General features: G+C 73.8%; 7 protein-coding genes and 1 pseudogene. 3 read left to right on the top strand and 5 right to left on the bottom strand.

Annotated features, from left to right (window positions below):
- Positions 1-1,563, bottom strand: coding sequence for a tetratricopeptide repeat protein (locus tag WMF44_RS15855; protein ID WP_437299952.1), 1,563 nt, complete (start codon positions 1,561-1,563; stop codon positions 1-3).
- 277 nt (positions 1,564-1,840) lie between these two features.
- Between WMF44_RS15855 and WMF44_RS15850 the strand changes: the two are divergent.
- Together WMF44_RS15850 and WMF44_RS15845 are read left to right on the top strand one after the other, a co-directional pair.
- Positions 1,841-2,017: pseudogene (locus tag WMF44_RS15850) on the top strand (hypothetical protein); the annotation flags it as partial.
- Positions 2,018-2,043: 26 nt separating this feature from the next.
- Entirely contained in the window at positions 2,044-3,525 is a 1,482-nt protein-coding gene (locus WMF44_RS15845; protein WP_437299951.1) for a hypothetical protein, read from the top strand.
- Positions 3,526-3,631: 106 nt separating this feature from the next.
- Here the strand turns inward: WMF44_RS15845 and WMF44_RS15840 are convergent, their stop codons facing one another.
- The 3 genes from WMF44_RS15840 to WMF44_RS15830 all read right to left on the bottom strand — a co-directional run bounded on the left by WMF44_RS15840 (position 3,632) and on the right by WMF44_RS15830 (position 7,888).
- Complete coding sequence (locus WMF44_RS15840) at positions 3,632-5,239, bottom strand: hypothetical protein (protein WP_437299950.1); 1,608 nt, start codon at positions 5,237-5,239, stop codon at positions 3,632-3,634.
- Between the two features lie 205 nt (positions 5,240-5,444).
- Positions 5,445-6,353, bottom strand: a complete 909-nt coding sequence (locus WMF44_RS15835) for a hypothetical protein (RefSeq protein ID WP_437299949.1) — start codon at positions 6,351-6,353, stop codon at positions 5,445-5,447.
- On the bottom strand, positions 6,350-7,888 hold the full coding sequence (locus WMF44_RS15830; RefSeq protein ID WP_437299948.1) for a hypothetical protein: 1,539 nt from the start codon (positions 7,886-7,888) through the stop codon (positions 6,350-6,352). The genes WMF44_RS15835 and WMF44_RS15830 overlap by 4 nt, the downstream gene beginning before the upstream one ends.
- A gap of 367 nt (positions 7,889-8,255) precedes the next feature.
- On the opposite strand from WMF44_RS15830, the gene WMF44_RS15825 reads away from it, so the two are divergent.
- The gene (locus WMF44_RS15825) at positions 8,256-12,146 is read left to right on the top strand and encodes a serine/threonine-protein kinase (RefSeq protein ID WP_437299947.1); all 3,891 of its coding nucleotides are present in this window, start codon (positions 8,256-8,258) and stop codon (positions 12,144-12,146) included.
- A 72-nt stretch (positions 12,147-12,218) separates the two neighbouring features.
- On the opposite strand, the gene WMF44_RS15820 is transcribed toward WMF44_RS15825, so the two are convergent.
- The gene (locus WMF44_RS15820; RefSeq protein ID WP_437299946.1) at positions 12,219-13,778 is read right to left on the bottom strand and encodes a protein kinase domain-containing protein; all 1,560 of its coding nucleotides are present in this window, start codon (positions 13,776-13,778) and stop codon (positions 12,219-12,221) included.
- Positions 13,779-14,010 lie beyond the last annotated feature (232 nt).

The following is a 14,010-nucleotide window of genomic DNA, read 5'->3' as shown; positions in this document are numbered from 1 at the left end:
CTACGCCTCGCGCGGGGCCCGCCGCGCTGCCCTGGGGGGCACGCCGGGGCGGAGCTGCGCGGGCTGCAGCATGCCCTTCCGGAGGAAGTGATCGACCATGTGCTGGCAGCTGGGACAGGGGTCGACGGGATCGCCGGCGTCGAAGTACCTGGACGCCGCTGCCTGGATCGCGATGCCGGCGTCCGGGATCTCGCGCAGCGCCCGTCGCGTTCCTGCTTCGTCCAGGGTGCCGGGGCGGAGCGCGTGCTGCCGCTCCCATGAAGCGAGGTAATCGCTGAGCGCCGCGGGCGCCGAGCAGCGACCTGGCTCCACGGGGATCCGCGCCGGCTCTCCCCTGGAGAGCGCGTCGATCCATCCGCGGTACCACGCGGTGAAGCTGTCGTGGGTCGGGACGACGCCGAGGCCTGCCGCGCGCAGATCCGCCCAGACGCTGCCGGCGCGCGGGCCGCGGATCACGAGCACGGAGAAGTAGCCGCAGCCCATGTGCGCGAGCGCGACGGTCCCGCGGACGACTTCGTCGGACTGGAGCGCGGCGCGCTGGGTGGCGGTCAGCGTCCGTGGGTCGGGCCGGTACGCCCTCGTGTGGGGGAACTCGCCGGTGAGGCTCTCGATCTGTCCAGGGCCGTCGAGCGGCAGGAGCCCGTGGTACGGGCCGGCGCCGGAGCTGCCGACGCGGGTCAGGAAGGCGGCGTAGTCGGCGGGGATGCGTGCGCCGCACGACGCCTCGATGCGCTCGATGTCTCGCCGGGTGAGCGGCGGATGGAGCCGGTATCCATGCTCGCGGGCGCCGAAGCGGTTCAGCCACGGATCGTGATCGCGGTGGAGGTGGTCGAGCGCCTCGGCGGCGCCCGCGACGAAGCCCTCGACGACCGCGACGGGCGCGGGATGGTGGAGCCCCTCGGCGCGCAGGCGCTCGAGCGACCACGCGGCGGCGGCGCTCTCCGGGTGCGCCCTGGCGTAGGCCGCGAGCCTGTCGTACGCGGAGGCGTCGCCGTCGCGCGCGGCGCGGTGGTAGGCGTGGATCGGGAAGGCGGTCGGGTGCGCCGGCTGCGTCTCGAGGACGGCCTCGAGGTGGCGCAGGCCCTCGTCGGTGCGGCCGGCCTCGCAGAGCATGGCGCCGAGGTCGCAGCGGGCCGATACGTCTGCGGCATCGAGGCGAGCGGCGGCCTCGAACGCGTCGCGGGCGGCGTCGATCTCGCCGCGCTCGCGGAGGGCGTAGGCCAGGCTCACGGCGGTCGCGAACGTCGGATCGAGCTCGAACGCCCGGCGGGCGAGCTGCACGGCGTCGTCGAGGCGGCCGAGCTTGCGGAGGATCATCCCGGAGGCCCAGGCGACCTGCGGGTGGTCCGGGTGGCTCGCGCGGAGCGCGTCGAGGACGGGCAGCGTCTTTTCCAGAGCGCCGCGGGCCTTCGTGTCGAGGCGTTCGTCCGGGTAGCGGGCGAGGAGCTTCACGAGGCGGTAGACCGCGGCGTCGACCTCCATGCGCGACACGTTCTTCGGCGTGAGCTCCGGGGCGCCCTGTCGCGGCGTGGGTTTCTGCTTGCGCCGCCCGGTCCTGGACATGGCGGGACGGTAGCCTGCCCCCGCGGGGGCACCAAGGAGCGGCGGAGGCCTGGCCGACGCCGCGTGGGGGGACGCCCGCCGGCGTGCTCCGCCGCGTGGGGGGACGCCCGCCGGCGTGCTCCGCCGCGTGGGGGGACGCCCGCCGGCGTGCTCCGCCGCGTGGGGGGACGCCCGCCGGCATGCTCCGCCGCGTGGGGGGACGCCCGCCGGCGTGCTCCGCCGCGTGGGGGGACGCCCGCCGGCGTGGACGTACGACTGGAGCGGCGGCGGGCGGCTCATGGCACGCGAACCCCGGAAGGAAGTACGAGCTCGTTGCTGCGCCGAACCGCAAGCCCTCTCCGACCACATCAGGGACTGGGAACGCCGGACCGGCCGCTCATGCGCCCCTGGAGATCGCAACTGGCAAAGGAATCTCAAGAGCGCGCTCGGCGAGGTCGACACCATCCGCTCGGAAACGGGATCGAACGACGCTGTGCCGGCGTGCCCGAACTGCTCTCAGCTCATTCCGCGACTCTGGACGATGGCTGGACGACCACCGCCGAGCGGACGCGTGATCGGTGGAGGCACAAACGCGAGCCAGGGCTATGCATCCCATCCGACCAGCCACCTCAGCCGGCCAAACGCGCACGGTGCCATGAATCTGGGAACCTGGAACGTAGACAACGGCCAGTTTTCGAGGCGACGATGACCTCCCGCAAGGCGTTCCTCCGTGGCTTCGACACCATCAAGCTGCCGGCGAGCCTCGCGCTGCGGCTCGACCGCCGCGACGAACACACCGAGCTGCGCATCGACGGCGTCCGCGTCACAGAGCGCCCGGTCGGGCGGGGTAGCCGGGTGTCGTTCGATCGGAGCTTCACCAGGGCGCACATCGCAGAAATCGTATTCGAGCACCGCCTCGCCAAGCTCCGCGCCGAGGGGTTCGCCGCTGGCGGTCAAGCCGCCACGAGCGCGCCCCCCGACGAAGATATGCTCGCCGCAGCTCACCAGATCGGCGCACAGCTCGAGCGACGCGGCGATCCGATAGGAACGCTGATCGCATTCCAGGTCGAGCAGTTGCGTCACGATGGAGACGACGCACGCGCCTTGGTGCACGAGCTCCTCGACTCGACAAAGGAGATGACCTTCGGCCCGATCCCTGAGTTCGGCGAGCCATGTGCGTGCGTCGACGACGGCCAAGGTGGCCTCATCGGCTGGGTCCATGACGAGGACGCCGCCACCATCGATGAGGAGCTCCGACCGGAGCTCGAGCTCATCAGCCGCGACGCACTCGGCTTCTCACCGGATGCCCCCGACGTCTCGCTCGGCGTTGTCGGCCTGCACCGCTTGCGTCAACTTCTGGCAAGCCCTGCCGGGCGCTCACTCCGGTCTCTTCGCCTCATGACCTTCGGCGCGCTCGGCCCCTTCCTCGATCTGCTCAACGCGCACGGTCGCGCGTCGCTGGTCGCGTCGCTCGTCGCTCGCGGGTCCGGTCCAGCCATCGGCGCCGCGCTGCCCGGCCTCCTGGGGCTGGGCGCGCCGGAGCGGACCCTCGCGACGTTGCTCTCTCAGCCCGCGCCGACGCTGCGCTACCTGACGGTATTTCGCGGAGACGACGACGTGCGAGGAGCCCTCGCGCCGCTCGGCCCCGGGAAGCTCCCGGCGCTCCAACACCTCGGGCTCTGGTATCGCCCCACGCGCCCCGAAGGGCTCCGTGTGCTCGCAGCACACCCCCTCGTCCAACGACTTCAGTCGCTCGAGATCTGGTCGACGGATGACGCCAGGAAGCTTCCGCTCGAGGAACTCCTCGCACTGCGCCCGGCCCTCTCTCACCTCGCACGGCTCCTCCTCGGAGGACACCTCGTCCCTTCTCAAATCCGGGAACGGTTCGCCAGTTGGCCCGCCGTCGAATTTGTGAGTCACGACCGCCGTGAGGTGATCGCGCTCGACATCGCCACCCTGGGCTGGGCGCGGGCGCTCCGGTGATTCCATGCCGGGCTCTTCAGAGGTGAAAGCGCACGCGCCTCACGCCGGCCCCGCACGGTGCCCTCACCCGGGCGCCCGGCGAGATCAGGATGGGTCGCGGATCCGCTCAGTAGAAGCGGTAACCGAGGCTCGCCGGCGCCGCGAACACCCAGCCGTCGAGGCCCTTCATGACCGTCGGCGAGACGCTCAGCAGGAGCGCGCCCGACGTCCAGCCCGCGCTCGGAAGGTCCGCGAGCACCAGGGACACGTCGACGCTCCCGCCGAACGCGAGCGTCTCCACGAGCGCGCTCTCGGGCAGGCTGCCCTCGCGCGCATTCACGGCGACCTCGCTCCGACCGTAGTTGAGGTGGACCACCTCGGAGGGGATCTCCCCCTTGATCCCGGTGACCTTCGCCTGCTGCCCCACCGGGCCCACGAGCCCCGAAAGGCCGAGCCAGAGACGCCCGAGGCGCATCGAGACGGAGGGGCCGCCGACAGCGAGATAGCCGCCGCCGAACCGGTAGCCGCCCAGCACACGCGCGCCAAGGTGCAGATCCTCGGAGAGCGCAACCCCGATGAACGCCTCCCCGCCGGCAAACGGCCCGATCGCCGGATCGAAGCTCGCATGGCAGACCTCATCGTCGCAGGGCGCGATGAGCTCCCCCTCCGGGATGTTGTAGCTGTACGAGTACGCGCTCAGATCGCCGAAGCTGCCGGCGTCCATCAGGCCGATCAACGCGCCGCCGGCCACCCCGGCCTGGATCACGAAGCTGCCTGTGTGCCTCGGCGAGGATCCAGCGCTCGGCTCCGGCTCCTCGGCTGCAGGAGGTGCCGCAGGCGGCGCATCGGTCTCCGGCCCCGCAGCAGCCTTCCCCGGCCCCGCAGCGCCCTTCCCTGGCCCAGCAGCGCCCTTCTCAGGCGCCGCGGCACCCCTCCCGGCCCCCGCGGCGCCCTTCCCCGGCCCCGCGGCGCCCTTCCCCGGCCCCGCGGCGCCCTTCCCCGGCTCCGCGGCGCCGTCCCCGGCGGACCCCGCGCTCCCCTTCTCCGGCGCCGCCGCCGCCGGCGCGGGCGCTTCCGCCGCGGGCGCAGGCTGCGCAGCGGCCGAGGCGTCCTTGGCGAGCGCCGGCACCGCCACCGTCTTCCGCTCGCCCCGCTTGATCGTGACCGACTTCTCCCAGGGCTTTCTGCCAGGGGCGCTCGCGCTCACCTTGTGCTGGCCAGGATCGATCGGCCTCGCCTGGCCCCAGAGCGCGCCGTCGACCGGCGCCCCATCCAGCGTCACCTCGAGCCCCTCGACCGCGGCCGCCCGCGGCACGCTCAGCGTCAGCCGCGGGAGCGACAGCTCCAGCTTCGCTCCCCTCGCCTTCGCGTCGGCCTCCAGGCGCTTGTTGCCCTCCTTGCGGGCCGCCGCGCCGAGATCGATGTACTCGGACCACGCCGTCGCGATCTTGCCCTGCTTCTCGTGGCACATCGCCAGCGCGAGGAGCGTCGCCGACCTCGGGCTCAGCCGGTAACTCTCCTCGATCTTCGGGCAGGCCTCCGCGACCTTGCCCTTCTTCATCAGGCTCTTGCCCTCGTCGAGCAGCGCCTCCGCCTGCGCGAACGCGACGCCCGGGCTCACCGCGAGCGCGAGCGCAAACGCGACGCCGGCGAGGCGCGCGCGGGAGCGCCGGGCGCGCGGCAACGCCTCGAGGCAGGAGCCGCGGCGCCGCGCGCGGAAGGGGGAAGCAAGCAACTTGTCGGAAGTCTCAGCGTCTTGCCGGTTCAAACGGTTCGTCGCTCCCAGGGCCATGCCCGTGAGGTGATGTCGAAGGCGCGGGCGCGAGGACGGCGCGCCTCTCCAAGGAGGACGGAGCGTACCACGCCCCGTTTGAACCGAGCAAAGCCGCGCGCGGCGCGGCGCGCCGCGACGACAGGACGGGCGCGTGGCGAGGCGCGGGTCAGCCGGCCGCAGAGCGCTCGTCGAGCAGCTTGATGCCGGCGGCGACCTCGCTGGCGAACGACTCGGCGAGCGCCCGGGCCTGGCCGAACCGCGGCGGGACCTCCCGGGCGGCGCGGGCGAGCGCCGCGACGGCGAGGTCGTGGGGCTGGCGCACGAGGACGCGGTACGCGAGGCTCCGGCCAGGAGGCGTGGCGACGACAGCGAGCGTCGAGGCCGACCACGCGAACGGCGGATCCTTCCGCGCGGCGGTCGCGAGATCCGTGAGCGGCGTGCGCGTCATCCAGAGGGAGAGCGCCTCGGCGAAGTCCGGCGGGGCGAGCCCCGGGACGCCGTGGCCCATGTCCGCGAGGCCGACGCGCCGGGTCTCGACCTGGACGCCGCGCAGCTGCCGCCACCGGAGCAGCCGCGGGGGCGGGCGCTGGCCGCGGAAGCTCGCGCGGCCCGTCCACCAGGCGACGAGCGCGTCCGTGCGGAAGCAGTCGAGCACCCGCGCGAACGTCGCGTGCCGCGAGAGCGCGGACCCGACGTCCGCCGGCGCGGGCACGAGCTCGCAGAGGTCGCGCACGCTCGCGAGCAGGCGGGGATAGCGGCTGCGCGTGAGCACGCCGGCGAGCTCGTGGTTCGTGAGCTGGAGCAGGTCGTTCAGCGCGGCCAGGAGCGCCCACTCGGCCGCGCCGAGCTCCGGGAGCACGTCGATCGGGGCGATGAGGCGGGCGACGCGGACGCGGACCAGATCGATGCGCGAGCCGAGGTCGCGATCGATCGCCGGCGCGCCGTCGCCGAGGAGGAGCGCGAGCCGGACGCCGAAGGGGCGCACCAGGCGCAGCGGACCGCCGAGGACGAGCGGGGCGAGCACGTTCGCCTGGAGCTCGGAGAGCCGCTCGGCGATCGCTTCAGGCTGGGTCATTGGGGCGTCCGGCCAGGGCCCGGCGGCAGCGCCCTCGGCTCGGCCAGCGCCTCGGACGGCGCGAGGTCGCGCAGCGGCCGGATGCCGACGCCGCCGAGCACGACCTCGGGCAGCTCGGTGGCCAGCGCCGCCGTGAGGCCCGCGGACGACACGGCCACCGCCGACCATTGCTGGGCCTCGAGCAGCGCCGTCTCGAGGGGGACGAACGCCTCCTCCGGCACGCCGATCGCCCCCCCGTCGCGCCCGATGAACAGCGCCTGCCCGGCGGGGGCGCCCAGCGCGCGGAACAGCACGCCGGGCGCGACCGCAGGGACCGCGTCGTACCCGGCAGGGATGTAGAGGCCCGGATGGACCTCCCGGAAGAACTCGCCGACCGGGATCCCCTCGATACCCGTGGGGTGCCGGAGGAACGCGCCTGCCGCGGTGAAGGCGATGCGGGCGCGGCGCAGGGTCTCGGGGCCGAGCGCGTAGGCGACGTGCCGCAGGAGCGGCATCTCCTGCGGCCGGATCCACGACGCCGTGACCGACCGCCACGGCTCGGAGCTCGGGACAAGGCGGAGCGAGAGCACGACCGACGCGGGGCGCTGCGCGTCGCCCTCCGCCGCCACCTTCGCCGCGACGGGCTCGCGGCCGAGCTCCACCCGGGCGAACGCCGCGACGTCGCCCATCGCCGGGAGCTTCGCGATCTCCAGCGCCTCGCGGCCCCCGCCCCGGAAGAGCACGAGGCCCGCCTCGCCGAACACCGGGCAGGCGCGGAGGTTGACCGGGTGCCGGAACCCCACCTCCACCGCCGCGCCCGGCGCGACCGGGACGAAATACCCGAGCCCCGGCGTGCTCGTGAGCAGCGGGACCATCCGGGCAGGGATGGCCGGCACGCGGAAGAGGTACCGGAGCACCGGGGCGTCATCGAAGCTCGACTCCGGCGGCCACTCGCACAGGCCGACCTCGGCCTCGACGCTGCTCCGGGAGAAGTAGCGGATCAGCGCCGGGCCGAGCCCCGACTCCGCGAGCAGCCAGCGCGGGCCCGGGTCCTGCCCGGCGGACGGATCGAGGTGCGGCTCGAGCCGGAGCAGCAGCGTGCGCACGTCGACGCGCCGCTCGACCTCGTACGTCTGCGAGAAGGCGTTGTGATAGAGCGAGAGCGCCGCGTCGCTGGGCAGGATCTGCGGGACGTCGTACCCGAACGGCGCGGCCGCGTCGCGGTACTGGACGAAGTGCCGGCTCGTGCCGGTGAAGCTGTAGCCGCCCGCGAGCCGCGCGATCTCGGCGACACGGTCGAGCCGATCGCTGCTCTCGGCCGCGAACAGGAGGGTGACCTCCCGCGCCCCCAGCTTCGAGCGCACGATCTCGACGACGAGCGAGCGGAGGATGTCCGCGAGCGAGCCCTGCCGCGTGTAGAGCGCCAGGAAGGCGACGAGCCGATCGATCGACGGCAGGAGGACGAGCCCCTTGGCGCCGAGCGCGACCCCCTTGGCGTCGAGCCCGAGGCCGGGCGTGCGCAGCCGGGTCTGGTGAACGGCGACGCGATCGAGCATCGAAATGGCTCCCGCCGCTCGAACGTCACGTAACGGTGAACGTAACGTAATGTTACGCTGAATGTTACGCTGAAGGAGCAGCGGAGCCGACGACCGTAGGAGGAGCCGCCGGATCCGTCAAGAGAGGCCCGCCGCGCGCGCTGCGCGCCGCGCACTCCACGGCGCCTCCGGCCCGATCGCCGCGTCCGCGGCGCTGCCGGGTTCCCGTGACCGCGACACTGGAACTGCCATGAGCGACGGCGTAGTCTCTTTCGCGAATGCGCCCTGTCGGAACACCGCAGGCCCACGCGGCCCGGCGCCATGAGATCGCCTCTCCGCTGCGCCGGAGCCGCCCGGCGCCCATCCCACGGACCACGTCGGCCAGCGCATGAGCTCCGCGCGCATCGAGTCCGCACGGCCGCTCGTCGCGGGCCGCTTCCACATCGAGCACGAGGTCGGCCGCGGCGGGATCGGCACCGTGCACCGCGCCTTCGACGTGCAGACGGAGCGGTACGTCGCGCTGAAGATCATCACGGCGGTCGGCGTCGACGCCGAGGGCCAGGCCCGGCTCTCCCGCGAGGGGCAGGTCCTCTCCGAGCTCGATCACCCGGGGATCGTGAGGGTCGTTGCGTTCGGGACGCTCGAAACGAGCGCTGTCGACGCGGAGGGGCGGCGGATCGAGGAGGGCGCGACCTTCATCGCGATGGAGTGGCTCGACGGCGAGGACCTGGCGGCGCGCCAGAAGCGCTCCCCGCTCTCGCTGCGCGAGGGGATCGAGGTCGGGCGGCAGGTCGCGAGCGCGCTCGCGGCCGCGCACGCCGCGGGCGTCGTCCACCGCGACATCAAGCCGTCCAACATCCTCCTCCTGCGCGGCTCGCCGGACGCCCCGCTCCGCACCAAGCTCGTGGACTTCGGCGTCGCGGCGTCGAAGGAGCTCGTGCTCACGACGGACGCGGGCGGCCTCGTCGGCACGCCGGCGTACATCTCGCCGGAGCAGGCGCGCGGCGACGCGACGGTGGACGCGCGCAGCGACCTCTACTCGCTCGGCGCGACGCTGTTCGAGCTGGTCGCCGGCCGGCCCCCGCACATGGGGCCGACCTCGATCGCGACCCTCGTCCGCCTGGCGACGACGCCCGCGCCGCGCCTCTCGGAGTTCCTGCTCGACGTGCCGCCGGCGCTCGACGACCTGATCCACGCGCTCCTGCTCGCCGACAGGGAGCTCCGGCCGAGCTCGGCGCGCGAGGTGGCGGACAGGCTCGCGGCGCTCGCCGACGAGCCGTACCTGCCCACCCCGTCGCCGCTGCGCGTGAGCGACAACCCGCCGGGCGCGATGGGGACGCGCCTCGTGACCACGATCGTGGCGCTGCACGTGGCCACCGGCGAGGAGCGCCAGCGGGAGCTCGAGGCGCTGCGCCGCCGCGGGGCCGACGCGCTGCCGCTCGGCACGGACTCGATCGCCGCCCACCTCGGCGTGCGGCAGGCCCACGGCGACGAGGCGTCCCGCGCCCTGGAGCTCGGGCTCGCGCTCGGCGGCCGCGGCGGCCGCGTCGGCGTCGCCTCCGGCCGCATGCGCGTCGACAGGACGCGCGCGGCCGGCGAGGTCGTCGACCGCGCTGTCGCGCTCGCGCGCGAGGCGGGCCTCGGCAGGGTCCTCGCCGACGCCACCACGGTGGAGCTGTCCCGCGGGCGCTTCATGGGCGAGCCCCTGGAGAGCGGCGCCGTGCGGGTGCTCGCGCGCGCGCCGAAGCGGCCCGACGCGCAGACGCCGTTCGTGGGGCGGGACGCCGAGCTCATCACGACCGTCGCGGCGTTCGAGCGCTGCGTGGAGGACGGGACGCCGGTCGTGATGAGCATCTCGGGGCCGCCGGGGATCGGCAAGAGCCGGCTCGCGCGCGAGTTCGTCGCCCGCATCGTGGATCGACCGGATCCGCCGCGGCTCATCCAGCTGCGCTGCGAGTCGTTCGGCCGCGCGCAGGCGCTCGGCGTCGCCACGGACGCGCTGCGGGTCCTCATGGGCCTTCCGAAGGGCGCGTCGCTGGAGCAGGCCGAGGACGCGGTGCGCGCGCGGCGGCCGCTCCACGGCGACGGCGGGCTCCTCGCGCGCCTGCTGGCGAACCAGCCGTTCCCCGACGGCGTCGACCTGCGCGGCGCGCGCGACGCGCTCTACCTCTCGATGACCGACATCGCCGTCGACGCGGCGTCGAGCGAGCCGTGCGCGCTGCTCGTCGAGGACGCGCAGTGGGCCGACCCGGAGAGCGTCGCGTGGCTCGACCACCTCCTCGGGCGGTCGACAGGGAGGGCGCTGTTCATCCTGCTCATGGTGCGCCCGGCGTTCTGGCGCGACCAGGGCCAGCGCTTCGCCGGCCGCGACCACGTGCGCGTGGAGCTGCGCCCCATCGCGCGCCGGGCCACGCGCGAGATCGCGCGGGCGGTCTTCAGCGCGGCCGCTTCCACGCGGCCGTTCGAGGAGGCCACGCTCGACCGCGTCGCGCAGCAGGCGGCCGGCTCGCCGCTCTTCGCCGAGGAGCTCGCGCGGGTCATCGCCTCGGGCAAGGACGCCGCCACGGCGCCCACCATCGAGGCGGCCATCCAGGTGAGCCTCGACGCGCTCGACGAGCCCACCCGGGAGGCGGTGGTGCGCATGAGCGTCTTCGGCCTGTCGGTCTGGGACGTGGGCCTCGCCGAGGTCGGGGTGGCCGAGCCCGCGACGGCGCTGAAGAAGCTCATCGCCGCGGAGCTCCTCGTCGCGCAGCCCGCGTCGCGCTTCCCGGCCGCGCGCGAGTTCCTGTTCAAGCACGCGCTCGTCCGCGACGTCGCGTACGCCTCCGTCGGCGACGAGCTCCGCCAGAGGCTGCACGCCGCGGCGGCGCGCTGGCTCGATCGGCTCGGCGAGGACAGCGCGACGGTGGCGCAGCACTTCGACCTCGGCGGCGAGCACGAGGAGGCCGCGATCCGCTGGGAGGCCGCCGCGCGGCGCGCCCTGGCGACGAACTCGCTCCGCGACGCGGTCACCATGGCCGATCGCGCGCTCGTGTTCTCCCCCGACAAGCCGACGGCGTTCGCGCGCGCGGTCCTCCTCGAGGAGGCGTACTCGCGGCTCGACGCGCGCTCGCCCGAGCGCGACTCGGCGATCCGGGCGATGTGGGAGAACGTCTTCGACGAGGCGAGCGAGCTGCGCACGCTGACGGCCCGCGCGCGCTACGACCACGCGTGCGGCTCGGGGATCGACCTGGAGGGTCGGCTGACGGCGCTGCGCGACCGCGCCCGGTCGATCGATCTCGTCGAGGAGGAGGCGCAGTGCTCGGCGACGCTGGCGCAGGTCCACGCGTTCGCCGGGCAGCTGGCGATGGCCGAGCAGGAGGCCGCGCACCTGCTCGACCTCGCGGCGCGGCGGAACCTCGTCTGGGCGGCGGTCGACGCCTGGCAGACGCGCGCGGTCGCCCACCAGACCCGCGGCGAGCCGGCCGCCGCGCTGGGGGCGCGCCGGAACGCGGCGCGGGCCGCGCGCCGCGCCGGGCTGCAGGAGCGCGAGGCGATGCTGACGATGAACGTCGGCTTCGCGCTGACGACCATCGGCGCCCGGGAAGAGGCGCTCCAGGAGATCGAGGGGGGCATCGCCCGGGCGCAGGCGATCGGCAGCTCCGGGGCGGCGCGGCACGGGCAGATGATCCTGCTCTGCTGGGCGGCGACGTTCGGCCCCGAGCCCCGGCTCGACGCCGTGCTCGCGGAGCCGCGCGCGAGCGCGGACGAGGCCGCGGGGAGCATGTGGGTCGTGCGCGACCGCGTGACGCTCGGCATCCTGTTCTACCGGGGCTGCGAGCTCCTGCGCCTCGAGTCGTCGGGCCTTTCGCGGGCGCGCTCGCTGCTGAAGAAGGCCACCGACGCGTACCGCGTCACGGACAACCGCGACGTCCTGCCCGTGGCGCTCGGGTTCTGCGCCGAGGCGGAGCGCCGCTTCGGCAACGCCGAGCAGGCCCGCGAGATCGCGCGGGAGGCGGCGGCCCTGGTCGAGGCGGGCGCGCCGAGCCTGCTCAACGAGGCGCCGATCTACCTCGCGCTCCACGACGCCTGCGTGGACATGGGCGATCTGGAGGGCGCGCGGGCCGCGATGGAGCGCGCGATGCCCCCGCTCCTGCGCCGGCTGAAGGGCCTCGAGGGGACGCCCTACGCCAGCTCGTTCCTGCTCAACCTGCCGCAGAACTCGGCGCTGCTCGCGGCCGCCGAGGCCTACGGCTGCGTGCCGCCGGAGCTCGAGGTGATGCTGAGCGGCCGGCCGTAACGCCCCGCGCGGCGCTCCGGCGCCCCCGCGCGCGGCCTCTTGGCGGTCAAGCCGAGCCCGCGGCCCTGCCGGTCACTTCCGAGGCGCGGTGCCGCCGCCCGCCTTGGGCGACGTCGTCGGCACCTGGCGGAGGTTGATGGTCAGCACCTCGTCGCGCGTGAACACCACGAAGCGCGCCTCCGGGGTGTACCCGTCGGCCGTGACCCGGATGCGGTGCCCGGTGCCATCCCGGCTGAACCTCGCGAAGAACGGGTTGCTGGGGAGCTCCACGTCGTCGAGGTAGATCTTCGCGTCCAGCGGCGTGGCGATGATCCGGAGCTCGACGAGGTTGGCGACCGGGGGCGCGTAGGTCGGAGGAGAAGGGGTCGCGGCCTCGCCCCCCCTGGTCTCCGCAGGGACATCGCCCTCCGCCGTGGTCGTCGTGGGTCGGAGCGCGAGGACCGCCCACGCGCCGCCGATCAGCAGCACCGAGAGCACGGCGATCCCGGCGCTCCAGAGCGCCTTCCGCCGGGTCGACTTGGTGTTGGCGACCATGATCGTGGGGATCGTCTGGCGGTTCGAGATGCTGTCCTCGCGCGACGGGTCGTCGCCCAGCATCTGGTCCCCCCCCGGCGCGGCGAACTGCTGCGACATCTGCGAGAGCGGCATGCGCTGAGACCACGGCACGGCGCCGCGCTCCTCGAGCACCGGCAGGATCTCGAACTCCTCCCCGCCCTCGGCCGCGCTGGCGTGGAGCCGCCCCAGCTGGTCGCTGATCGCGGACCTCACCTCGGCGCGGCGGTGCGCGAAGGTCTCACCGATGAGGCGGCCGATCTCGGCCGAGGAGGGGCGGCGGCCCATCGTCGCCAGGTACGCCTCGACGTCGTCACGCATCTGGGCCGCCGTCGCGTACCGCTCCTCGGGCGCCATCGCGAGCGCGCGCGAGCAGATCCGCTCGAGGGCGTCAGGCGCCGCGGGCCACCGCTCGCGCAGCTTCGGGATCTCGCCGAACGTGAGCCGCTGGAGGATCTGCACGTCGGAGAGATCCCCCCAGAAGCGCTCGCCCACGACGAGCTCCCAGAAGATGAGGCCCATCGAGAAGATGTCCGCGCGGCGGTCGACCATCGTCGCGAGGGCCTGCTCCGGCGCCATGTACCGGATCTTCCCCTTCACGACGCCGGTGCTGGTGTCCGCGTCGCGCGTCGCCCACTTCGCGATCCCGAAGTCGACGACCTTCGCCTGCCCGTCGTAGGTGACGAAGATGTTGTGCGGGCTGATGTCGCGGTGGACCACCTGGAGCGGCTGGCCGTTGAAGTCCATGAGGTCGTGCGCGTAGTGGAGCCCGGCGAGCGCATCGGCGAGGATCGCCAGGTAGACCGCGCGGTGACGCGACGGGTCGATCTTCCTGCAGATCCGATCGAGGGAGTGCCCTTCCAGGTACTCCATCACGATGTAGTACTGGTCGTCGATCTGGCCGCACTCGTACGTCTGCACGACGTTCGGGTGGTTCAGCCGCGCGGCGAGCCTCGCCTCGTCGAGGAACATCGCGTTGACCTCGGGCTCGGTCGCGATCCCCGGCTTGAGCCGCTTGATCACGACCAGCTTCTCGAACCCGAGCGGGCCGCGATGCGCAGCGAGGAAGACCTCGGCCATCCCTCCCTGCCCAAGCTTTGCGATCAGCCTGTATCTCCCGAAGCCTCTCGCGGACTGCACGGGGAGCCGGACGATCATCGATGACGAGGTCACAGCACCTGATCGTTCGTAAGGATTGCTGACTCGTCAAGCAGACTCATGGAGATGTGCATCCCTCCGGCAAAGCGGAGCCCCGGGGCGAGGAGCGCACGCGCGCTCCCCCGAGTGCCCCGGGTGCTCCGGTTAATGAGGT

Source organism: Sorangium sp. So ce426, assembly GCF_051475585.1.
In the GTDB taxonomy this organism is placed as follows: domain Bacteria; phylum Myxococcota_A; class Polyangia; order Polyangiales; family Polyangiaceae; genus Sorangium; species Sorangium cellulosum_B.
The sequence above is the reverse complement of the archived record's forward strand: the minus strand, read 5'-3'. Positions and strand labels throughout refer to the sequence as shown.